Raw genomic sequence first — 24155 nt, forward strand, 5'->3', positions numbered from 1 at the left:
CTTTCTGCAAACCGGGATTTGGTCGGTAGATCCCGGTTTGCAGCGGTGCTTTCTTTTGCCCTTACGCTAATTCCCCAACAAACCTGTTCATCCATAAGCAACTATTGGGCTGCTAGTTTACTGCTACAATCATCGTTTCGCTCGATACGGTTCCGGCATTGTTGACAAGCTCGCACCGATATTCATACACACCCGCCTGCTTGCCGTGGATCGACGTCACGGCCGATTGCGCTTGCGGTGTTCGATCGGTCAGCATTTGCGTATCGATGAGCACGCCGTTCTCATACAACCTGTACATCGATCCGTTAGTGCCCCACCACATATTCATGCTGACTTGGAAACTACCGTCCCCGTCCCAGTTATCGTGCGAGAGAACCGGTTTGGCCGGCGCCGCATCCGTGACACGCACGGTCAGGACGTCGCTTCGCGTCGTGCCGAACGCATTCACAAGCTCCGCAACATACCGGTAAGTGCCGTTCATCCTGTACGTAATTGACGTTACGGTCGACTGGGCGCTCGGCGAGCTGTCGGTTAGCATTTGCGTATCGATCCGTACATCGTTCTCGTACAGGTTGTAAATCGTCCCATTATTCCCCCACCACAGGTTCATGGTGACCTTGTAGTCGCCGTCCATGATTCCCGTATCGTGGCCGTTATCGTCCGATAGCGACGGCTTGCCCGGCACCCCGCCCGCGCTCGTGGCGATATTGTTCACGATAGCCGTCGCCGTACCCGTATTTCCCGCTTCATCGACAAACGTAAACGTAAAGCTTCCGTTCGCCAGAAACGTATAGCTGTTCGACCCTCCATTGTTCGTAATGGTTACAGGCTCGCTCGGCGTTATTGTGGCGACGACGGGTCGATTCGTCGGCGTCGTGACGCTGTAGGCAACCGAAGCCGTCGGCGCCGTCATGTCGATTCGAAAAGCAATAGTCCGCTCCGTTTCCACATTGCCCGCCCGATCCTTCGATCGGTAGCTGATCGTGTAGCTTCCATCTTGATCGAACGTAATTGGGCTCGAGTATACGTTCCAGGAGCTCCCGTTATCAAGGCTGTATTCGGTTCGGTCCACTCCGGAGACAATGTCTGCAGCCGACAGCATTAAGGTTGCGCCGTTCGTGTACCAGCCGCCGTTTTCGATCCCGTCGACTTGCGCATCGGTTACAGGCGGCGTTTGATCGACGATCACCGTCGCGGCATTCGAACTTACCGTTTCCCCATTCAACGTTACGGCAGCTCTCACTTCCGTGACGCCCTCTTGAAGGGCGGTCAACTTTCCGTATACGGCGCCGGAAGCCGTCTGGCTGCTAGCGACGCTCGCAACTTCGGGATTGCTGCTCGTAAACGTCGTTACCGCTTGGTTCAAGTCCGCAGTCTGGCCGCCTGTCATGGTTCCCGTCAAGGAAACATCCGTCGTACCGCCGAGCAATAGCCAGGAATTCGCAGTCGCTAGCGTCACGTTCTCCAGCCGATCGGCAGGCTGGCCGTCCGTTCGGTAAACCGTAATATCGTCGAAGATGAGATTCGATGTCTTGCCGGCCCATATATCCATAATCCAAAACTGGGTAAATCCGTTCAAAGCGGCTTGCTTGACGAATTCGCCGTCCACGTAAATATTCACTTTCCCGGTAGCGGATGCGAGATCGTACACGACCTGATGCCATCCAGCCTCTCGGGCGCCGGCCAATGTATAATTGTTGCCGATTCTTACCGAATAATTAGTTGCGGAGCTTGAACTGATCACCCCCGCCATAAAATCTTTCTGCAGCGCAACAACGCCCATGATTCCTGCAGCTCCACTATCGTAAAACCACGCTTCGACCACTCCTTTCGTCAACTGGGGCATCGCGGCGTAGAGCGCTTCGACGTCCTGATCGAGCTTGAAGCCGTAAGCGCCGCTGCGTTTCGGTCCGGATGCCGAAACATTCGGCGTACCTGCATGCACCTGCCATTTCGCGAGTCCCTGCTCGAAGCTGTCGGAGAACACGGCGCCGTTATTGACGACTACGGCGATCGCTTTACGCTTCGTGATGCCGTTCAGCGTGACGTCTGCCGTTATGGTCGCCAAGCCGTTCGCTTTGGCCGTTACAAGGCCTTCCGCATTTACTTCAGCAATGCCGGTATTGCTGCTGGCGTAAGCAACGGATACCGCGCCTGCATCCTCACCGTTCTCCAGCTTGGCTATGACCGCCAGTTTATGGCTTTGCCCGACTCTCATACCGGTTACGCTGCCGGATAAATCGACCTGTGCCAATTTGGGTGTCCATACGGCAAGCGCGATCCGGCCGCTGACTGTAACGCCGTCGACTGTTGCGGTTGCCGTCACGGTGACCGGTCCGTCACTGACTCCCCTGACCAATCCGCTGCTGTCTACCGTTGCTACAGCAGGGTTGCTGCTTTCGAACGAAATCGGGACGCCGCTTAAATCGATCGGCGTACGTTCGCCGGCTATGCCTGCCAAGGACAACTGTATGGAACCGCCTGCGGCAACCGACGTCTGGCCCGGAGGATTCGCGGATACCATCAATTTGGTGAACGGCAGTTTGTCCGCCGCAAACGTTACTTGACCTACTTTCGCTATGGTCGGATTGTCCGTTACAGAGAATACTCCCGTTCCAGCAAGCATTTGGTTATCCATCATTACGGTATTAATCTCATGATATTTAACCCAGACGCCGTTCTCCTTGTAATAACTTGTAAACACATCTCCTTCCCGCGTCAGCTTGATATCTACAGGGAATGGAAGCGTTTTGCCGCCCTTGAACTTGGAATCGCCGCCGTCGTTTTCCCTATACGTATTGAGCAGCCCTCCGCTCGGCGTCACCCGCAGCATCACGTTTTTGGAATCCGGAGCCGCGCTGTCCCGAATCATGATCCCGGCTGCCGCACTCGCATTCGTTCTTTCTACGGCATGGACCGTTGCGGTCATTGAAAATCCGTACGAAGCGTCAGGCAAAGCAGCTTCTTGGTAAACATAAGTGAAATCATCCGTCTTGCCCCACACGTCCTTTCCGCTGCTTAGCATCGTAAATTCCGTTTCCGATCCGGTAACATAGCCTTGTGCCGTTCCGTATCGCATAATTTGCCAAGGCGCCTCCGCCTGATCGTTGATCAGCACCGCTACCGGAAAAATGGCCTCAACCGCGATTCCCTCGTACGTAACCTTGACCACGATATTCGCTTTCCCTTCGGCTACGCCCGTCACGATGCCGGAAGGAGAAACCGTCGCGACGTCCGGATTGCCGCTTTCATAAATGACGCTTGAGGCTGATAAATCGACCGGCTGACCGTTGCTCAAGGTGCCGCGAACCGTCAACGGCAGCGACTCCCCTTTGTCCATAAAACCTATGGCTTCGTTTCGGTCCGCTAGCCTAACGGAGATAGTGTCCATGACGGTATCCCGCACATCGATCGAAATGCTGCCCTGCTTCGTAACGCCATCCTTGGTCATGGTCGCATTAATCTGCACATTCCCGACGTTATGCGCCGTGACGACTCCCTGACCGTCTACCGACGCGATCGCCTCGTCGCTGCTGCCGTAAGAAATGTCCAATTCGCTTACGTCGTAATACTGACCGAACAAGGATCTTGCCATCAAACGCAGCGGCAGCGTTTCATTCGCGAGCAGCGCCGTTTTATCCGCATGCAAGGTCACCTCTTGAAACGAATCGTCGACGATGACATCGAAACCGGTTGTAGTCGTCGTCCCGTTTTTGCTCGCGGCAATGGTAATTTGAGCGACGCCGGGACTGACGCCGGTGATCGTTCCTTGGCTATTCACAGCAGCTATCTCGGGATGATCGCTCGTATAGGTGACGGATGCTGCCGACAAATCCGCAGCTGCTCCATTAACGGTCCGTCCGCTTACTTCAAGCTGTGCCTGTCCGCCTGTCGTCACGTTGGCGGTCGTTGCGCTTGCCCCGGATTTCACGAACAGCCGATCCAAGGTCTCCGCGGCATCCCCGAACCGGAAATCGGGCAGAAGTCCGATGCCGGCAAAATCAATATCCCTAATCCCTTGCGCATAAGCGGGCGAATCGTATCTGAGCCGATAATCGCCCGTTTGGGGAGACATGAACTGCGGATTCTCGGTTATCGAGTGCCTGTCGTAACGGGTGCTCCGCCATACGGAATACTGCGAATCGATAGGCCATCCTTTGATCGTGTATTTCCCGCTGTCATTGTAGAACAAATTATAATCCGTGCTCGCGAACACAGAGTCGTTCCAACTATTGAAGCTGTACAAGGATCCTTCGTTTTGATCGTTATTGAATACAATATTTCGTGCGACTGTAAGCTTCTGATTGGCGTTATAGGGAGTAATCGCGCTGCCGCTTGACGCAATGTTGTTGTCGGCAACGATGTTATTTTCGACGATGTCGTTAAAGCCGCTCACCATGATGGCGGTCGAGAAAATTCCCGCTCCGTTCCATTGATTGTTATCGATAATATTATCGGCGACTTTCACCTGATCCGAATTGGTGTCCAAATAAATGCCCATGCCGAAGTGGATCCCAATGTTGTTGTCATGAAGCCTGTTGTTGCGAATGACATTCCCCGGACCGGTTCCCGCCGTATAAATGACGCCTCCGTCCTGGGAATCCTTCATAGCGTCGAATAGCTCGTTGTAAGCGACCAAATTGTTTCTTGCATGCAAAAAGTCGGATAAGTTGTTATTGGTCACCAATACCCCGTCGATCGTTTTGCCCAAAAATGCGGAATACCACCCGGTGCCGAACGAAATGGCAAACCGCGGATTGTCATGGATGCGGTTATGGACGATCCGGTTGTCCCCGCTCAAATTCATCGTGATTCCCGCACCGTCGCCTTGTAAAATGCCCGTATTATAAATGTGGTTGTTTTCAACCGTGTTATTTTTATTGATGTAGCGAAGCGTTTGCGGTCCGATCATCCGGATGCCGGTAAACCCGGTATTGTAGACCAGGTTGCCGTAGATGACGTTGTCTTGGGCATAGTTATTGAGGAAGACGCCCATCAGCCCGGTATCGTGAATCTTGTTGTTTCGAACCTCGATACGAATCGCATTTTCCACGTAGACGGCCGCATGCTTGGCATCGCCGGGCAGCGCCTCGGCGGCATCCGCCCCCATGATCGCAAGCCCTTCGAAGCGGATATCGTGAGCAAGGCTCGATTCGGCCGTTCCTTTCACTTCGAAGATTCTTTGGACTTTAGGCACGATCACGCGGTCCAGCGATTGTCCTCTCGGCCAGTAATACAAGTCGCCGGCGGTTTTATCCAGGTAAAATTCGCCGGGCGAATCGAGAAGCTCGAGCGCCCCTTGCAGATAGTATCGGGTACCGGCTCCGAGCTCATAGCTCGCAACCCCGTTAACGGTTACCGAACGGTTTATGTAGTCCAACGTTTGAACATTCAACGTGTTCGTAATCCAATTCCATGTCCCCGATATGCCCCCCGGCCAAACGAACACTTGCAAATCCTTCGGATTGGTTATATTCGGAATATCGCCGTCCGCAAACCCGAATTTCGTTTTTGGCGAACCGGCATCCATCGTCTTGACCGTTTGATAGCCCTGATTCGGATACCTGGCCATCACGCTGCGCTCTTCGCCTTCGATTAAGGTATAAAACTTCCAATCCGTACCGACATGAACTTTATAAATATTGCCTTGGTACGGCTGCCAACCCGCGACAGGTTTTCCTCCGTAAATTTTCGGCTCCTCCCCCGGATAATTCCGGTACACGACCTGATAACCGTTCGATCCGGAATCTCTTTCGTCCAGGGAGATCGTCGAATCGAGATAATAGTTTCCCCCGCGCAGATATACGGCAATATCTCCGGTCATCGAGCTATTGACGTTTCTCACGGCTTCGCGCGCCTTCTGAATAGTGGCGAACGGCTGCGTCAACGTCCCCGGATTGGAATCGCTTCCATCAATAGGCGACACATAAAATGCGGTTTGCTCCGCAGCTTGAGCGGCGTTAGGAAATAGAAGGGTTGGCGGCAATATTCCGCACATAAGCAGGAACGTCATCCAGCAAGCGATTATTCTGGCGCTTGATTTGTACATGGTCGTCACTCCCATTCACGATAGATGAGACCCTTGCCGCAGAGACAACTGCGCCTTCTGCGGCAAGGAGCGGTAAGCGTTTCCTGTGTTTAACGGGGGCTCCCCCGAAAGTACTGTATAAACTTTGATCGAAGCAAATCAGGGAGTTCGACCGCGATTAACGGTAAGTTTAGACGCCGACCGAAAAGTGCGCTCGGTGCGGACGGAATACGCTACAGAGGCATACTTCACTTTTGGGGGACTTTGTTAATTCCCTTCTCTTTCAGATACGCTTCAAATTGCTTCTTCACTTCCGCTGCATACTTGTCTTCTCCCGCCTTCTTCAATCGCTCCAGAACGGTTGGCCACGTCGCGTCGAAGTCCATCGTGCCCGTTGCCATCCCTTTCGAATATTCCGCCCAGACGGCGCTCATATTCGCTTTCTCCGTATTGACCGGTTCGGAATTGAACTTGAAGCCCCCGATCGGATTCTGCTCCGCCGTTTCGTTGCGCTTCTTCGTTTCTTCCCATACATTGGCGGCTTGCCCTTCTTTGAGATAGGAATTGAACACGCTGCCGAATACCCAGTTCACGTTCGGCGCGTATTTCGACTCCGCTTTCGCCTTCACGACGTTGTCGGATACCTTCTCGTAATGCTGGTCCAAGATACCGTAGCAAAGCAGGTTATACAAATATTTATCCGAGTTGACCAGATCGAGGAACATCATCGCCCGCTCCGGATTTTTGGACGTCCGGCTGATCGACTGGTTCGTGGTTGCGCTGTATCCGTTCGTGAATGCGTCGGACAAAGGAATGGCGATGACATCGAACCCGCCGTTGGCGGCTTTAATATCGGCTTCCACGCCAGGATTCAGCGTATTCATACCGCGAACGGCAACCTTGCCTTTGCTATAAAAATCCGCTTCCTTCGCCGTTGCCGCATCCTTGTAAATGTACCCTGCTTTATACCATTTGCTCGCCAGCTTGAAATTCATCAAAGCTTCTTCCGGATATCGCAGAAGCTCGTAATTGGGATCGCCTTTTTTGACGAAGAAATATCCGTCCACCCCCGGAAGGCCCCACAATGTCGTGTTAACGGGATAATATTGGGAGCCGAAATTGCCGTACGGAATGATGTCAGGCTCGTTTTGCTTGATTTTTTCCAGGAACGGCTCGAGGTCCTCCATCTTCTTGATACTTTTCACATCCAGGTTGTATTTATCGGCAAAGCGCTTCTGCACGCTCACACCCCACTGGAAAGTATTCGTCTGCTGATTCGGGATCGCGTACTTTTGGCCGTCGATCGTAAGACCGTCCCACATAACCTTCGGAACATCCTTCTTCAGGTTAGGCGCATGCTTTTCGATCAGATCGTCGATGGGCAGAAGCGACCCTTTGCGGGCATTCTCCTCGACCGGGAACAAATAACCTGTCCAAATAATGTCGACCGCTTCCGAGGCGGCCGTCACCGTGTTCAGCTTTTGCTTGTAATCGCCGATCGGAACCGGCATCAGCTTAACGGTCGCATTGATTTTTTCTTTAATATATTTATTGACTTCCTCTTCGATTTTTTGTTGATCCCCTTGCATTGCCGGCACCGGATAGTACCAGGAAAGCTCGACCTGCTTCAGCTGCGCCTGGGTAGGTGCAGGCGAAGACGACGGCGATTCGTTCGATTGTCCGTTTTCTTTCGTTCCATTCGAGCTGCACCCAGCCGTAATCGCGCTGCAAAGTCCAAACAAAAACGCAGTTCGGTACATTTTCGATTTGATCATAGTTGACCTCCCATTAAATAAGTCGAGTTGATTATATATACATGCAGCGAGAAAGTAACGCTGTTCCCTCCTTTCATTCCCCCTGCAGCTTGTTCACCTTGGAATGAAAGTTGACTCCATTATGATACAGCCTCGGCCATTCCTGTACTGTACATATTTCTTTTTGCTATATTACTACCAGAACGTGTCCAGCCCATGGACGCTGCGTACCAGCGCTTCCATATAGTAGTAGTCGCCATACGAAGTATAGGACCTTCTCCCGTTCGACTCTTTCAGCACCCCGGGCACGTCGGCGTTCGAATCCAAATAGGACGGTTCCGACAGCTTCAGCAGTATGTTGTTCGACCAGTCGCGCAGCAGAGGATCGGAAGGCGAATGCTTCATGATTTCCTGAAACCCGCATACGGCGACGGCTGCAGCGGATGAATCTTTAAGCTTCTCTTGGCCGAGCGGCAGCCGAAAGTCCCAGACGGGAATAATGCTATCGTCCAACTGAGCGATAAAAGTATGAGCCAGCTCCGTTGCCGTATCCAAAAACTCCTGAATCCTCGTGTAGGAAAACGCGATGGCAAATCCGTATATCGCCCAAGCCGTGCCCCTGGCCCAATACGTTTCATCGCCGAAGCCGCCAAAATTGCAGCCTCTTACCGGCTCCCCCGTTTCCGGATCAAATCGGAAGGCCTGATATACGGACTTGTCCGTTCGGATGAACAGCTTTCTCGTCGTTTGGGCATGTCGGACGGCAATATTCCGATAAAACGGATTGCCGGTTTCCTCGCTTGCCCAGAACAATAGCGGCAAATTCATCATACAATCGATAATGGCGACTCCTTTGCTCTCCAGATAAAAGCAGTCATTCGCATCTTCTCCCGTAACGTCAGGAGGAATTTGATCGTCCATGCGGCCCCAGGCGCGAATATAGTCTCCATTGAGATCGAATCGTTTGGCGAGCTCGTCCGCCGCTTTCAGCGCCAATTTTTGCTGATTCACATCCCCGGTGAGTCGGTACAAAGCGACCGAGTATGGCGAATACAAAAATCCGAGATCGTGCATCGTATCCCCGCCATGATCGAAAACCTTGCGCTCGTATAGCGGATAAAGCTCGTTCATCCATTTCAAGTAAGCGGCGTTCCCCGATACCCGATGCGACCAATACGCCATTCCCGTGAAAAATGATGGAATCCAGCTCATAATGTGTTGAAGCGGTATGGCTTGCTCCCGATTTCTAAAATAGTGTCCGTCGGCCGCCTCCGGGAACTCTCGCAGATCGGTTCCGATCTTCTCTATGTTCCGTGTTGTCTTTTCCACACAAACGGAAAGCGCTTTCTCCAGTTGTTCACGAATGTGTGCATGATTCTGTACATAATTCATTGCATGTCCTCCATGGCTTGTCATCGACCGTTGCTAACGAGGTGTTCCTGCCCCTGCCGGATTCGTCAAATGCCGTAATCGCCTCGTTCGCAGCGTTATGGACTCCATCATGGCACAACATGCAATCTATTCGGTACTGTACAAATTTTGTATTGCTGTATTCCGTTCTGTACTCCATGCTGTACTCTTTTCGGCTTTCTATATCGCTTCCAGCCGCAGCTTCATAGAATAGAAATCACCGAAGGAATCAACGGAAATGAGCAGCCGATATGCCGAAACGTTTCCAAAATTTTTTTCAAATGCAAGCATAAAAAGACCCGCAAGGTAGTCATGGGCCTCTATCCGCTCTCTGTTTCCTAAACGTTTGCATCGCTGCTGGTTACCTTTTCCTCATGATCCGTTCAGACAAAACAAAAACACAACAATCGGCGGAGTTTTTCCTTCGTACGATTGTTGTGCTTTTGGTTAAAAAAAGAATTCACGGATTCATCCGCAAAACGATTTTACCCGTGTTCAAGTTTTGCTCCATGCGTTCATGTGCTTCATTCACCGCGGCGACGTCGAATACGGAATCGATGACCGGCTTAAGCCGTCCGTCCTCCAAGCGCTGAGCGGCAAACGCTGCAAACTGCTTGGTCAGGTCGACCTTGCGTTCGACCGACAAAGAGCGGAGCGTCGAGCCGATTACCTGCAGACGCCGCATCAGGAGCGGTCCGAGATCGACGGTCTCCTTCAGCTTCGAGCCGCCCATCATGCCGATCAGAACAAGCCTTCCGTCCGTATCCAGCGAGTCGATATTCTGCTGCCAATAAGACGCCCCGACAAAATCGAGGATGATCGCGACGCCGCGGCCTCCGGTCGCTTCGCGCACAGCCGGAGCAAACGGTCCGGCTTTGTAGTCGATGGCAAGCTCGGCTCCCAGCTCCAGGCACGCCGCCCGCTTCTCCTCGCTTCCCGCCGTAGCGATCGCATGCGCTCCCGCTTCGCGAATAAGCTGGATAGCCGCCGTACCTACGCCGCTGGCGCCGGCATGAACGAGAACGTGCTGCCCGGACTGCAGGCCGCCCAGCACGAACAAATTCAAGTAGGCGGTCAGGAATGCCTCCGGTACGGCTGCTGCCTCCTCGAACGACATCGCGTCCGGAATGCGGATCGCCATTCCCGCCGGGATCGTTACCCGCTCCGCGTAACCGCCGCCCGGCAGAAGAGCGCAAACGCGATCGCCGGGCTTCCAGCCGCTGACGCCTTGGCCGACCTTCTCCACGACGCCGGCCATCTCGAGGCCGATAATCGGAGAGGCGCCCTTCGGAGGCGGGTACAGGCCTCTTTTTTGCAAAAGATCGGCCCTGTTCAATGCAGTCGCCTTGACGCTGATCAGCAGTTCATCATCGGCGGCAACCGGCTCCTCCCAATCCCCTACGTACAGCTTCCGTGCTTCCTGATCGACCAATACCGCTTTCATCGTCGTCCCTCCAGTCGTTATCGCCGCCTATGAGCGAACTCAGCGCAGCAGCTTCAGCATGATTCGCAGCTTGCCGTCCTCCAGGCGAATATCTTTAATTCCCACTAAAGCCGGCAATTTGTCATATAAAGGAACTATGAAGTTCTGCTGAGAAAAATACTTCCCGGGTATTTCAAGCTTTTTGACGGCTCCTCGGTCCAGCGTAAGAAGCAAATTCGGCTCCCGCCATTCCAGCTTGGCATAAATCGTAGCTCCCGCTTTCACAAATCCTTTTGCTACCGCATTGACATGAAGCGCAAGCAGCCCGTTCTCCGTTTCGACCCGCACTCCCGTAATGCGCACGTCTTCGGTAAGCTGCGGCTTTTCCGCGATCGCTCTTTTCACAAGATTGCTAAGCTCGTCATCGTCAAGTTCGACGACGAGCTCGCGCTTGCGCACCATCTCGGTCACTTTCTCAACGATCGATATGTCCCGATAGGACAGATCGAGAGTTTCCGCCGGGCGGATATACCAGAGAAGTACGGCGGCCGCCGCGATTACTGCCAGCAGCAGCACGCCGGCAATCCCGAGCGCTTTTCTCAAACGTCTCCCCCCTCGCCTGACGGGAACCTTTACTTATTCCGGTCCTGTTCCGCTTTGTCCTTCAGCAAGTGCGGAACCTTACTTTTCTTCCGCCTATCCTCTCCGGTACGGGAGCTTACTTCTGCTTGTCTTGTTCCGCCTTGTCCTTCAGCCAGCGCGGAGCCCCTTTGTTTTTGCGGTCCCGCTCCCGGTCGCTCTTGGCTTTACCCGTCCCGTTCACAGGCGCTGTACGGCCTTTATCCGCCCCAGCCTTCGCTGCAGGACGCCCTGCCGCCGCTTGGCGAACGTCGCCCGCGCTGCCGGCAGGCTTCCGGCTGTCGTTGCGCTCCAGACCGCCTTCTCGTCCGCTTCCCGGCCTGCTGCCGTTCGTGCGCCCGTGTCCCGGCTTATCCCGATCGCCTTCCGGTCCGCCGAGCCCGCTGACCCGCGCATCGGCTGCAGGATTGCTCCGAGCGCGTCCCGCGCCGCCTGGCGCAGGCTTCTTGGGGCGGGCCGGTTCGACAACCGAACCGCCGAAAAGCTCCTTCTGAACGAACGGGACATTAAGCGCTTTGGCGAACTTGTCGATGATGAATCGTTCCCGCAAAGAGCAAATCGATATGACCGTACCGGCGCGTCCCATTCGTCCGGTTCTGCCTGCCCTATGGACATAATGGTCCGCGTCGATCGGCAAATCCAAATTGATGACATGCGTGACATCCGGGATATCGAGTCCGCGGGAAGCGACATCGGTTGCCAGCAGCAGCTGAAACCTGCCGGAGCGGAAGCCCTTCATCACGCGCTCGCGCTCCTGCTTACCCGCTTCTCCGTAAAGCGCCTCTACCGACAAGCCGACATACTGCAGCTTTGCCACAACCTCCGCGAGCTTGTCGATTTCGTTCGTGAACACGATCGCCGACCGCGGGTTATACGTGCGTACGAGCCGGCGGACGGTATCGATTTTATTGCGCTCCTCGCATACGACGAACAGATGCTCAAGCGTACCGGCCGCCTTGCCGGCCGAGCCCGCCTTAATATACTGCGGCTCGCGCATCCAACGCTTGATGACGGCTTCCATCGTATCCGGCACCGTTGCGGAGAAGAAAAGCAGCTGGCGGTCGCGCAGCGCGCTTTTGAAAATCGTTTCCACATCGTTCATCGCCCCGAGCGCGAACACCTGGTCAACTTCGTCAACGACGATCGTGCGGACGTGATGCATCGACAGCTTCCTGAGCTTCAGCACCTCCAGCACGCGGCCCGGCGTCCCTACGACAACCTGCGGATGCAGCTTCAGCTTGTCGAGCTGCCTCTGCAGCGCAGCGCCGCCGATAAGCGTCTGGGCGATCAGCCCCGTCCCCGCAGTTAGTTCTTCCAGCACAGCGGCTATCTGCATGCCCAGCTCCTGCGTCGGCACGATAATCAGCGCCTGCAGCTTCTTAAGCTCCGGATCGAGCTTCTGAACGATCGGAAGCGCGAAGGCCAGCGTTTTGCCCGTACCGGTTTGCGACTGAGCCACGACGTCCTTCCCCTCCAGAATAAGGGGAATCGCTTCCGCCTGAATCGGCGTCGGTTCCTCGATTCCGCGTTCCCGCAGCTTTTGGGCGTAATTTGCTTGTATGGATAAAGACTCGAAACGGTCCGGCATGTACATCCTCTTTTCCTAATGTTCGGTGGGGTGTCAAAGTGATTCTATTATATGCCACCAACCGGCCGATCACAAATGCACAGCGGCATTCTTCCGCTCGGTTCGCAAATCTCAACATTTTTAGCGGCAAATGACAAACGGTTCGTAATACCTACAATATTCTGCATGTCTATATCCTTGTAGGACCATTTTTGACATTATAAAGGGGAGGTTTTTACTATGTTTACACGTTTTCGCGCCTCAAAAGCAGTCATCCTTGCGTTAGCCCTCATTCTTGCCATGGTTTCCGCCGTATCGACGGCAGCCGCCGATCCCGCAACCGGGTACGAGAGCGGAGCTTTAACGCCTCCGCCGCCTGTAACCGGCAACGAGCAGAAGCTCATTCGCTTTCCTGCGCAGCGCACCGATTCGGGCACTCAGCCCTACTCCTTCGATCCGAGTCATATCTATTTGGAGGACGGCAACAATTTGCTGACCAACCTGCATAACGGGACGGTCGATATGAGCGGCGCAACCTTCGCAACCGTTAGTGCGGAGACGATCGGCGTTCAGCTGACCTTGCAAAGATGGACGGGCAGCGCTTGGGTCAACCACGATGTCAGCGGCTATTACGTCGACAACTACAGCACTTATCACGCAGGCAGCAAAATCGTTACGATCACCAAAGGCTACTACTACCGCATTGTCAGCTACCATTACGTCAACCATTCCGGCGTTTATGAGTCCGGTAACGTTACCGGCATAAGCGCGCTGATCAATTAGTCCGCTGACGCTGTCACGCAGCGGTGCCGGCGTTATCCCCGGTTTGACTGCCGCCGTTTTCACGACACTGTTTTTGATAGACGAACAGGGGTGCCGAATCGGCCCCCTTTATTTTTTAAGCATGGTCAGCTCCATCAAGAGACTATCCTCGATATTGCCGGATAGGCTGAGCGTGCCGGCCGCAAATGTCCAGACAAGCGTCTTTTTTCCCTTGGCATCGGAAATGACCTTAACCTCATTGTCTCCGATAACGATGTCTTCCAGCTTATTAGCCTCTTTATTGAAAAACTGCGATAACCACGAATCCAGCGATTGCATATTTTGCTCGTAGCGATAATACTTGCCCTCGCCGTTCTCATACCTCAGATACACACGTGAAACCTGTTTCTCCTTGCCTTTGAACAAATAAATGTAAGCAAGCTTGAAGCCCTCCGGCACGTTCTCCGGCTGAAAGATCGGTGCCGTCGACAGCTTGACCGCTTCCTCGAACGAATAAACCGTAATTTTCTCTTCCGCGCTTCCGGTCGATTGTACGCCGCTCTTGCCGGATACGGGAGCGCTGCCCGCATCGGGAGGCGGAGCCGTCAGCGCCCCTTCGTTCGTAGGCTCGGAAGAACCCCTGAACAAGGACAACGCGTCCTCTTTGAAAAATTGCGTGAACGGCCTAAAAGCATCCGTCACCTGCGCTTGACCGAACAGGAGCGCTCCGATCAGCAGCGAAGTGACGACGGTGACGATCATCGATAATTTGCGCAGTATGGCCCTGCGTCTTTTTTCCGCCTCCAGCATTTTACGAACACGCTCCCAGGATTCCTCGGGCGAAGAGGCCGAGCCGGGCCTGCTTTCCCTTACTGCCGCATCGAATGCCTCATCGAACATACGATCGAATGTTTCACGATCCATGCTCGATCCCCCAATCTTCCTTCAGCCGTTTCCTGATGCTTTCCCTAGCCCGAAACAATTTCTGTCTGACCACTTCTTCCGAGAAGTTCAAAATCGATCCGATTTCCTTGTAGGAAAGCTGGTGCATCCATCTCAGCTCGATAATTTGCCTATGCTCCGGCTTCAGCTTGGCTAAATATTTCGCAATGGCCTCTTTCATCATCCGTGCTTCCACTTCTTGCTCCACCGGCACTTCCGCTGCGGTACTCGCAATCTCTCTAGTTTCGAAGACACCCTCTGATTCCAGCTCGTCGCGATTTCGCTTGATTTTGCGTAAATAGTTCAGCGTCACATTTCTTGTAAGCACTTTCAACCACCACTCCAGCTTGTCCGCTTCCTGGAGCTGCTCGGCTTTGCGCATGACGCGCATAAACGATTCTTGTATAAGATCCTCTGTCAGCCCGTGATCTCTTACGATACCGTAAACCATGGGGTATACCATTTTATAGAACTCGTGATATACTTGCTGCTGCAATGCGAGCGGAAACGCATGGAAATCGGATGAGAACATCAAAACCAATTGACTAGACATAAAAGACCTCCAACAATCGACAAGCATAGACGTCATCAATTTCCATATTAGGCCAAATGATGCGCAAGGGCAAGTATTCTCGTGCAACATTCTTGCATAAACCCGCAAATTTTGCTATTTTGGTCTTGCATATGCTATTTTGACATCCGTACGGCGGTTCGTTAGACTATTATTACATCATGCGAAACGAGATAGCAAATAGTTGAGGGGGCTGGACATGAGCAATCCGGTAGACGAACAATTTGAAGCGTTGATTGAAAAATATGCGGAGCTGCTGACCGGCGACGATTCTCCCGAGATGATCGCCAAGGTGAAGAAATGGGCCTTATACAACCAGATCCACAAAACGATGCCTGCGCTCGCCGGCCACTGGAACCAGTCGCATCCCGAAGGAAAAGCCGACATCCGCAAGCTGTTCGAGGAAATCCGTGATTTGAACGCCGCACTTAAAGCAAAAAAGGAAGCAAATGCCGAGTCCTAGCCGACTCTCGTTTGCTTCTTTTTTATTGTCCCCTCCGCCGTTTGCCCGGCTTATAGGTAAAACGCGCCGATTATTAGCCTTGCCGAGGCTCTATTTTTTGTTGAGCATTCGGTGGGCGACCCGGTCGAACAAACGCGGCAGCAGCTGGTACAGCCGAATACCGGCCGCCGCCATAAGCGGGAGGTCGATTTCCGCCTTGCGCTTGACGATCGCCGTGATGACGGCCTCCGTGACTTGCTCCGGACGCAGCATGAACCATTTGACGTTGCTTACGTATTGTCCGCTTGGGTCCGCACGCTCGAAGAAAGGCGTATCGATCGGCCCCGGATTGACGGCCGTTACCGAGATGCCTGCCTTCATAAGATCCTGCCGGATGCAGTTCGTAAAACCGAGCACGGCATGCTTCGTTGCCGAATATCCGCTTGATTTGGCGGAGCCGATCTTGCCGGCCATCGACGCGATATTGACGATATGGCCGCTTCCGGCCTTCAGCATCGCGGGCAGGACCGCCTTCGTGCAGCGCACCGTTCCCATGTAGTTTACATCCATCATGTCCTCGATCGTCGCGAGCTCGGCCTTCTCGATCGTCTCGAATACGCCGTATCCCGCGTTATTGATCAGCACGTCGATTTTCCCGTACCTCGCCAGCACCTGCTCCATCACCGCAAAAACCTGCTCCGAAGACGTCACGTCGAGCCGGTACAAGCCATACTCCCCGTTAATCCGCGAAGCCACCTGCTCCAGCTTATCCGCCGATCTCGCCATCAGGACGGGGATTCCTCCTTCCCGGGCCACGCCTTCGCCCATAAGCGCGCCTATGCCGCTGGAAGCTCCCGTAATGACAACCACCTTTCCTTCAAGCCGCCGATTGCTCATCCGCCATTCCCTCGTTTCTTCCGAACTGTGCATGCTGACATCATTTTACCCGATACGGCTGCTGTTGTCGATTTGTCCCTTCCCGCGCCAAAAAGCTGCCTGGAGGGCCGGTGCGGCTTTATTTGAGGAATGGATTTCTCTATCAACCCAATCATAATTTTCAGAGAGTAATAGAATAATATAACCTCTTAAGAAAGGAGTTGATGTTATGCCCTTTACCGTTCGTGTAGTCGGTATCTTTACGAGAAACTCCCGCTCAAGCGCTACTGCAGACCAGCGCCGCGCAAGAGTTCTGGCGGATGTTGCAGCTGCGAATGCGGCATGGTTCAGCGGGTTTTCCCCGGGTGTGAGATGCGAGATCAGCTTTGTTGCGACGGCGATTTATAATTCAAGCACAATCATCAACGCAAGCACAGTGGCCGGCGTAGCGGATCCAAGAGTGGATCGGCTGATCCAGCAAGTCAGAACGCTCAGAAACCAGCAAGCGGCCATCTATGTAGTATATTTAAGCGGAGATCGACTGGCCGACGGCTTCGCCGTGGGCAATGGCGGTCCCCGATTTACCTTTTTCAACAGCACGGCCAGCTATGGATTAGTCGGACATGTCGTGCTGACCGATATCGCCGGCACTACGTTCGCCCGCTACGTTCTTGCGCATGAAGCCGGTCATGTTTTGTTCGGCCGATTCTTAACGAATAGTCCGCTCAGCTTTACGATCAATGACCCGTCGAACCCTGGAAGTTCGCATAACAATAATAGTCAGAACCTCATGTTCCCCGTCGTCCCTGCAAACAATCCGTTTATCAACGCTGCGCAGTGCATCGTTGCCCGGCGCAGCAGGGTGCTTATCGAAAACGCCGCTTCCGGCGCAGCCGCGAAAAGATCGAATACGGCAATGCTAAGAAGACTTAATAGATCGGCCATATTCCAAGCTCGAAAAGCGATGCGTACTGGAAAAAGAAAAAGCAGATAAGCGAATGAGTAGAACCGTATTTTGCATCCGTCGTGGTCAAGCGGGGGTCTCGTCCGACAAGGATAAACGGCTACCGGCGTCTTTGACGCTGGCGTTTACCGAGATTTAGAGCCTCTTCCACGATATACTTTCTGATAAATCAAGGATAAACGGCTGCGCCGTCCTAAACGCTTTCGAAGAATGCGAATTCGTAAGCATAAACTAAGGACAGGCGCGTTTACCGGAAAGTCGAACAATCGGCGAAGGATATGCTGTCTTAAACTATCAAAAAAGCTGCCGGGAATCCCGGCAGCTTTATCATTATATGAGCGTCACGCTGCTGTCGCGGCGCGTCGCCCCTGTTTTGCGTCTGTCTATCAGCCTGTTCAGCGCATCGATATACGCTTTGGCGCTTGCTTCCAAAATATCGGTGCTGACGCCGCGGCCTTGAACCGAATAGTCGCCTTGCTTAAGCACGACATGCACTTCGCCAAGGGCGTCTTTGCCGTGGGTGACCGATTTGATCGAGTAATCGTCAAGTTCCACTTCTTCCTGCGCAGCCTTGTCGATCGCCTTGTAGATCGCATCGACCGAGCCGTTGCCGATCGCCGCTTCCTCCAGCACGTTTCCTTCAGCCGTATGAATGCGTACGGTAGCGGACGGCACGGATTGGTTGCCGTACGATACTTGGATCGTCTCCAGCACGTAAACCTCCGGCGTAGAAACGAGCTTCTCCTCGATCAGCGCACGGATGTCCTCGTCGGTTACGTCCTTCTTCTTATCCGCCAAATCCTTGAACTTCGCGAATGCGGCATTCACCTGCTCGTCGTTCAGCTCGTAGCCGAGATCGGTCAGCTTTTCGCGGAATGCGTGGCGGCCGGAATGCTTGCCGAGCACCAGCTTGCTTTCCTTGAGTCCGATCGTTTCCGGCGACATGATTTCATAGGTCGTTTTTTCCTTCAGCATGCCGTCCTGGTGAATACCCGACTCATGTGCGAACGCGTTGGCTCCTACGATCGCTTTGTTGCCGGGCACAACCATTCCTGACAGCTTGCTGACCAAACGGCTCGTACGGTAAATTTCATTCAGTACAAGCGACGATTTGGCTTGGAAAAACTCGGATCTCGTTTCAAGCGCCATAACGACTTCCTCGATCGACGTATTGCCCGCACGCTCGCCGATGCCGTTGATCGTGCCTTCGATTTGATCGGCGCCGTTCAAAATAGCGGCCAATGCGTTCGCCGTAGCCATGCCGAGATCGTCGTGACAGTGAGCGCTGAGCTGGATTTTCTCGATGCCCTTCACATTTTCCTTCAGCGTCTTGAAAATATTCCCGTACTCGCTCGGATTCATATAACCGACCGTGTCGGGAATGTTAACGACCGTCGCGCCGGTGCGGATCGCAAGCTCAGTAACCTCGCACAGGAAATCCAGCTCGGTACGTCCGGCGTCCTCTGCGGAAAACTCGATCTTGCTGAAGTATTTTTTGGCGTATTTAATTGCCGCTTCCGCCGTCTCCAGCACCTGATGCTTCTCCATCCGCAGCTTGTGCTTCCGGTGAATGGGCGAGGTCGCCAAAAATACGTGCAGGCAAGGATCCTGAGCGCCCTTAAGCGCTTCGTAAACCGCATCGATATCCTTCTCCCGGGAACGGGCAAGTCCGATGATCGTCGCATTCTTAACCGAACGCGCAACCGCGTTTACCGCAGCCAGATCGCCGGGCGAGGCTGCCGGAAATCCGGCTTCGATCCGGTCCACTCCAAGCTTCTCAAGCTGGAGACCGATTTCCACCTTCTCCTGGGTATTCAGGTTGACCCCGGGCGATTGCTCGCCGTCACGCAGCGTCGTATCGAAAATATAGATCTTCCTCATCCCTGTCACCTCCTGCTTGTGTATGCTCTCGTTAAAGAGCGGGGAACATACCACCCGCCAGCGATCGGCGTTCGGATATATTCCCCGCATTGTTCTTATTAGGCCGCACTTTTACTACTTTATGCGGATAACGCTTGTCTTACTTCTTGATCCAGTGCATCAATTCACGCAGTTGTCCGCCGACAACCTCGATCGGATGCTCGGCTTCTCTGCGGCGAGTAGCCGTCAGGAACGCGCGGTTCGATTGGTTCTCGAGGATGAAGTCGCGTGCGAATTTACCTTGTTGGATATCTTCGAGAACGCGTTTCATTTCTTTCTTCGTTTCTTCGGTTACGATGCGAGGTCCTGTAACGTAGTCGCCGTACTCCGCCGTGTTGGAGATCGAGTGACGCATCGAAGCGAGGCCGCCTTCGTACATCAGGTCAACGATCAGCTTCAGCTCGTGCAAGCACTCGAAGTAAGCCATCTCAGGAGCGTAGCCTGCTTCAACCAGCGTTTCGAAGCCCGCTTTAACGAGCGCGGATGCGCCGCCGCACAATACGGCTTGTTCGCCGAACAGGTCGGTTTCGGTTTCTTCTTTGAAAGAAGTTTCGATAACGCCCGCACGCGTACAACCGATGCCTTTAGCATAAGCAAGACCGATTTCTTTCGCTTTGCCGGAAGCGTCTTGATGAACGGCGATAAGACCTGGAACCCCGAAGCCTTCTACGAATACGCGGCGAACCATGTGGCCCGGCGATTTCGGAGCGACCAGGAATACGTCTTTGTCAGCCGAAGGGTTGATTTGACCGAAGTGAACGTTGAAGCCGTGCGAGAAGACGATTGCAGCGCCGTCTTTCAGGTTCGGCTGAATTTCTTCGTTATATACTTTCGCTTGCGTTTCGTCCGGCATCAGGATTTGCACCAGATCCGCTTGGGAAGAAGCGTCCGCTACGGAGTAAACTTCGAAGCCGTCGTTTACCGCTTGATCCCACGAACGTCCTTTACGAAGACCGATAATGACTTTAAGACCGCTGTCGCGCAGGTTTTGCGCTTGGGCATGCCCTTGGCTGCCGTAGCCGATGATTGCGATTGTTTTGCCTTGAAGTACGCTTAAGTCTGCGTCTTTCTCATAGTACAATGTAACTGCCATTGGATGATATCCTCCTTTAATTTAAAACCCTGTGAACGGGCGTTTGAACGCCGGAACACTTATGGAAAGCTCCCGTTCCGAAGGGCGCCGGCGCCGGACAAGCCGCCGCGCATCCGCTCAAACCCCCGCTCACGCGGGAATCGTTAATTGATTGATAATGACTGATTGGCGGCTTAGCCGCGTGTCATTGCGGTTACGCCTGTCCGTGAAAATTCACGGATTCCGTATGGCTTGAGCAGCTCGGCCATCGCGTCGATTTTGTCCGTATCGCCGACGGCTTGCACCACCAGCGAATGAGGGCCGATATCGACGACGGCTGCGCGGAACGTCTCGACGATGCCGAGAATTTCCGGACGCTGCGCCGGAACCGCGCTGATTTTGATCAGCGCCAGTTCGCGGGCAACCATCGGGTTCGCGCTCAGATCGACTACTTTAATGACGTCGACGAGCTTATACAGCTGCTTCGAAATTTGCTCGAGCGTCCGGTCGTCGCCGGTCGTCACGATGACCATCCGCGACAAGCCTTGCTCTTCCGAAGCGCCTACCGTAATGCTTTCGATATTAAATCCGCGGCGGCCGAACAGGCCGGAAACCCGTTGCAGCACGCCCGGCTGGTTGTTGACCAGAACGGAAATCGTATGTCTTCTCATGTTCATTCCGCATCCCCCATGATCATCTCATCGATCGTGCTTCCTTGCGCCACCATCGGATAGACGTTCTCATCCTTGCGTACGACGAACTCGACCAGCACCGGTCCCGGCGTATCCATCGCTTCTTTCCAAGCTTGCTGCGCCTCTTCCTTGTTCGTAGCGCGAAGCCCCTTAACGCCATAAGCTTCGGCAAGCTTCACGAAGTCCGGGCTGCCCGCCAAGTCGATATGGCTGTAACGGTTGTCGTAAATAAGCTCCTGCCATTGACGCACCATGCCGAGCACCTGGTTGTTGATAACGACGATTTTGACCGGGATGTTGTTGATAGCGCAAATCGCCAGCTCCTGCGAGCACATTTGCATCCCGCCGTCGCCGTTGATCGAGATGACAAGCTTATCCGGATTGCCCATCTGAGCGCCGATCGCCGATGGGAAGCCGTAGCCCATCGTGCCGAGACCGCCGGAGGTGACCCAAGAGCGGGGCCGGTTGAACCTGTAATATTGGGCCGCCCACATTTGATGCTGGCCTACGTCGGTCGTTACGATCGCGTCGCCCTTCGTCGTGTCGTTAAGCATCTCGATAACGTATTGCGGCTTCAGCTCGGTATCCGAATCTTTGTAGGAATACGGATATTGCCGCGAGCTTTCCTGTACGCTAGCGATCCACGCTTCCGAATTTGCCGGCTGTGCCTTCGTGTTTGCGTACTGCAGCACGTTCTTGACGTCGCCTACGATCGGAATGAGCGTTTCGACGTTTTTGCCGATTTCGGCCGGATCGATATCGATATGAACGATTTTCGCGTTCGGCGCGAAGCCGCTCAGCTTGCCGGTTACGCGGTCATCGAAGCGTGCGCCGATGGAAATGAGCAAATCCGCGCTTTGAATCGATTTGTTCGCCGTATAGGTTCCGTGCATCCCCGGCATCCCCATCCACAGCTCGTGGCCGCTTGGGAAGCCGCTTAAACCGAGCAGCGTAGTCGTAACCGGGATCCGCGTTTTATTGACGAACTCCAGAAGCTCCTCGCCCGCATCGGCATAAACGACGCCGCCGCCTGCCAAAATGACGGGACGCTCGGACTCCTGAATCAGCTTGAGCATTTTGTCGACCTGCAGCTTGTTCGGCTCGACGTTCGGGTTGTAACCGCGCACGCTGACGCTTTGCACCGGCTTATACGTCGTTTTGTGGGCCGAAACGTCCTTCGGAATATCGATCAATACCGGCCCTTTGCGGCCCGTATTCGCGATATGGAACGCTTCGTGAATGATCCGCGGCAAATCCTCTACATCGCGAACCAGGTAGCTGTGCTTCGTAATCGGCATCGTAATGCCGACGATATCCGCTTCTTGGAAAGCGTCCGTTCCGATCAATGAAGTCGCTACGTTTCCGGTAATGACCACAAGCGGCACCGAATCCATGTAGGCGGTAGCGATTCCCGTCACGAGGTTGGTTGCCCCCGGACCGGATGTCGCGATGCAGACGCCTACCTTCCCTGTCGTTCTGGCGTACCCGTCAGCCGCATGAATTGCGCCCTGCTCATGGCGGGTCAGCAGGTGATGGAAATCCGGATTGCCATGCATGGCGTCATAGATGAACAGCACCGCGCCGCCCGGATAACCGAACACGCACTCAACACCTTCCAGCAGCAGGCTGCGAAGCAAAATTTCCGAACCGGAGATGTAATCGGGCTTCATCAGTTTCTCTTTCAGTTCATCTTTCAGTACTTTCGTCGGACTTTGAACACTCATCCTGAACCCTCCCCTCAAAAATTAACGAAACATTGATCCTGGCTTTCCATTCGGGCGGTATAAATAAAAAATCCCTTCCGTCCCGCATGCCTAAAGGCATCGAAGGGACGAAAGGGATGTAGCTTCCGTGGTACCACCCGAATTTGTTATGCGCCTCGCAGCACATAACCTTAATAGGTATACAGTATGGCACGCAGCCTGCCTGCAACCTAAAGCACGGTAACGTGTGCCAATCCGATTTCCCCTAATGGCCAGCCGCAATTGCAGTTGCGTCTGCTGTTCAAGGAAACAGCTCGGAGGTGAGCTCGCGAATAAGGGATTAAGGCGTCGGTTTCAGCTGATCCGATCACTCTCTGGAACATAAGAGCCCTTAGTGCTTCGTCCTCGTCATTGCCGATAACGTGTTGAACTAATAATAAAGATTATTATATGCAGTTTACGGCTGTTCGTCAACCCTTTAACGTAGTACCGAATGCGGCGACCGGCATTTTACGTCCGTAAACGAGATTCCGTATGCCCGAGAATGCATATCCGGCGCAGGAAAATCCGTTCTTCTGCCCGTTTTTGCTTCCAGCATTTATATATTCCGGTTTGTACGGCCGACCGACCGGATTTTCACCGGATGTTCCTTGTCTTGTGCCTTGCCTGATCCGCAGTCCGGTTTTGCCCACTTGGAATCGAGTACGGCTTCCTTTTCCCGCCTGTAGTCCGAAAACGCCTGCTTGCAGCGGGTATTTTGCTCAGCACACCGGTGAAACCACTCTGCAAGCCGGAAAAATCGGACTGCGGCACTTCGCGAGCCTCGATCTCTTGCTCCAAGCGGGCAAATTCGATTTACAATTCTACGCGAACCTCGACCCTTGCTCCGAGTTAACCGGCTACACGTTTATACTACCCGCTAAATTCAAAAAAGATCTTCCCGCCCGAAAACATTCGTGCGGAAAGATCTCTATATAACCGAAAGCTCGCGATTAAGCGTTCACTTTCGCTTTAGCTGCGGTTGCCAGATCGGCAAATGCTTTCGCATCCGTTACAGCCAGATCAGCCAGGATTTTGCGGTTTACGTCGATGCCGGACAGCTTCAAGCCGTGCATGAACTTGCTGTAGCTCAAGCCGTTGATGCGTGCTGCAGCGTTAATACGTGCGATCCACAGTTTGCGGAAATCGCGTTTTTTCTGACGGCGATCCCGGTATGCGTAAAGCAGGGATTTCATGACTTGCGCGTTCGCTGTTTTAAACAGGCGATGCTTCGAACCGAAATAACCTTTTGCCAGCTTCAAAATCTTTTTATGACGACGACGAGTGACAAACCCGCCTTTTACTCTTGCCATAGTGTTCAGCCTCCTGAAAAATTTAAAATTATTGGTTA

Annotated in this window: 16 protein-coding genes and 2 pseudogenes; 3 read left to right on the top strand and 15 right to left on the bottom strand. The window is 53.6% G+C overall.

All coding sequences use genetic code 11. The annotated features are described in order from the left end of the window. Positions 1 to 112: 112 nt before the first annotated feature. The 7 genes and pseudogenes from DQG23_RS43950 to DQG23_RS10830 form a co-directional block, all read right to left on the bottom strand. A pseudogene (locus DQG23_RS43950) lies at positions 113 to 697 on the bottom strand (chitinase N-terminal domain-containing protein); the annotation flags it as partial. A 231-nt stretch (positions 698 to 928) separates the two neighbouring features. Further along, positions 929 to 6064: pseudogene (locus DQG23_RS10805) on the bottom strand (Ig-like domain-containing protein); the annotation flags it as partial. Between the two features lie 212 nt (positions 6065 to 6276). Beyond that, positions 6277 to 7803, bottom strand: coding sequence for an ABC transporter substrate-binding protein (locus DQG23_RS10810; RefSeq protein WP_113030854.1), 1527 nt, complete (start codon positions 7801 to 7803; stop codon positions 6277 to 6279). A 174-nt stretch (positions 7804 to 7977) separates the two neighbouring features. Next, the gene (locus tag DQG23_RS10815; protein WP_158560402.1) at positions 7978 to 9174 is read right to left on the bottom strand and encodes a glycoside hydrolase family 88 protein; all 1197 of its coding nucleotides are present in this window, start codon (positions 9172 to 9174) and stop codon (positions 7978 to 7980) included. A 478-nt stretch (positions 9175 to 9652) separates the two neighbouring features. After that, positions 9653 to 10636, bottom strand: coding sequence for an NAD(P)H-quinone oxidoreductase (locus DQG23_RS10820; protein WP_113030856.1), 984 nt, complete (start codon positions 10634 to 10636; stop codon positions 9653 to 9655). Between the two features lie 39 nt (positions 10637 to 10675). Continuing rightward, entirely contained in the window at positions 10676 to 11218 is a 543-nt protein-coding gene (locus tag DQG23_RS10825; RefSeq protein WP_113030857.1) for a hypothetical protein, read from the bottom strand. A gap of 115 nt (positions 11219 to 11333) precedes the next feature. Beyond that, positions 11334 to 12842, bottom strand: coding sequence for a DEAD/DEAH box helicase (locus tag DQG23_RS10830; protein ID WP_113030858.1), 1509 nt, complete (start codon positions 12840 to 12842; stop codon positions 11334 to 11336). 219 nt (positions 12843 to 13061) lie between these two features. Between DQG23_RS10830 and DQG23_RS10835 the strand changes: the two genes are divergently transcribed. Continuing rightward, complete coding sequence (locus tag DQG23_RS10835; protein WP_113030859.1) at positions 13062 to 13604, top strand: hypothetical protein; 543 nt, start codon at positions 13062 to 13064, stop codon at positions 13602 to 13604. A gap of 108 nt (positions 13605 to 13712) precedes the next feature. Here the strand turns inward: DQG23_RS10835 and DQG23_RS10840 are convergent, their stop codons facing one another. Continuing rightward, positions 13713 to 14507, bottom strand: coding sequence for a DUF4367 domain-containing protein (locus tag DQG23_RS10840; protein ID WP_113030860.1), 795 nt, complete (start codon positions 14505 to 14507; stop codon positions 13713 to 13715). Beyond that, the gene (locus DQG23_RS10845) at positions 14497 to 15078 is read right to left on the bottom strand and encodes an RNA polymerase sigma factor (protein WP_113030861.1); all 582 of its coding nucleotides are present in this window, start codon (positions 15076 to 15078) and stop codon (positions 14497 to 14499) included. The genes DQG23_RS10840 and DQG23_RS10845 overlap by 11 nt, the downstream gene beginning before the upstream one ends. A 217-nt stretch (positions 15079 to 15295) precedes the next feature. Between DQG23_RS10845 and DQG23_RS10850 the strand changes: the two genes are divergently transcribed. Then, positions 15296 to 15559 (top strand): DUF2573 family protein, encoded by a 264-nt coding sequence (locus DQG23_RS10850; RefSeq protein ID WP_113030862.1) that lies wholly within the window; start codon positions 15296 to 15298, stop codon positions 15557 to 15559. Between the two features lie 90 nt (positions 15560 to 15649). On the opposite strand, the gene DQG23_RS10855 is transcribed toward DQG23_RS10850, so the two are convergent. Continuing rightward, entirely contained in the window at positions 15650 to 16435 is a 786-nt protein-coding gene (locus DQG23_RS10855; protein WP_113030863.1) for an SDR family NAD(P)-dependent oxidoreductase, read from the bottom strand. 208 nt (positions 16436 to 16643) lie between these two features. On the opposite strand from DQG23_RS10855, the gene DQG23_RS10860 reads away from it, so the two are divergent. Further along, a complete protein-coding gene (locus DQG23_RS10860) occupies positions 16644 to 17408 on the top strand; it encodes a hypothetical protein (protein WP_113030864.1) in 765 nt (254 codons plus the stop codon). Positions 17409 to 17708: 300 nt separating this feature from the next. Here the strand turns inward: DQG23_RS10860 and DQG23_RS10865 are convergent, their stop codons facing one another. The 5 genes from DQG23_RS10865 to rplT all read right to left on the bottom strand — a co-directional run bounded on the left by DQG23_RS10865 (position 17709) and on the right by rplT (position 24117). Next, positions 17709 to 19259 carry a 2-isopropylmalate synthase gene (locus tag DQG23_RS10865; RefSeq protein ID WP_113030865.1) on the bottom strand — a complete coding sequence of 517 codons (1551 nt, stop codon included), beginning with the start codon at positions 19257 to 19259 and terminating at the stop codon, positions 17709 to 17711. 139 nt (positions 19260 to 19398) lie between these two features. Continuing rightward, positions 19399 to 20391 (bottom strand): ketol-acid reductoisomerase, encoded by a 993-nt coding sequence (gene ilvC / locus DQG23_RS10870; RefSeq protein WP_113030866.1) that lies wholly within the window; start codon positions 20389 to 20391, stop codon positions 19399 to 19401. A 173-nt stretch (positions 20392 to 20564) separates the two neighbouring features. Beyond that, complete coding sequence (gene ilvN / locus DQG23_RS10875) at positions 20565 to 21041, bottom strand: acetolactate synthase small subunit (protein WP_113031089.1); 477 nt, start codon at positions 21039 to 21041, stop codon at positions 20565 to 20567. Positions 21042 to 21043: 2 nt separating this feature from the next. After that, a complete protein-coding gene (gene ilvB, locus DQG23_RS10880; protein WP_113030867.1) occupies positions 21044 to 22786 on the bottom strand; it encodes a biosynthetic-type acetolactate synthase large subunit in 1743 nt (580 codons plus the stop codon). Between the two features lie 971 nt (positions 22787 to 23757). Then, positions 23758 to 24117, bottom strand: a complete 360-nt coding sequence (gene rplT, locus DQG23_RS10890) for a 50S ribosomal protein L20 (RefSeq protein ID WP_113030869.1) — start codon at positions 24115 to 24117, stop codon at positions 23758 to 23760. Positions 24118 to 24155 lie beyond the last annotated feature (38 nt).

Origin of the sequence: Paenibacillus contaminans (assembly GCF_003285015.1) — a bacterium.
Lineage (GTDB): Bacteria > Bacillota > Bacilli > Paenibacillales > NBRC-103111 > Paenibacillus_V > Paenibacillus_V contaminans.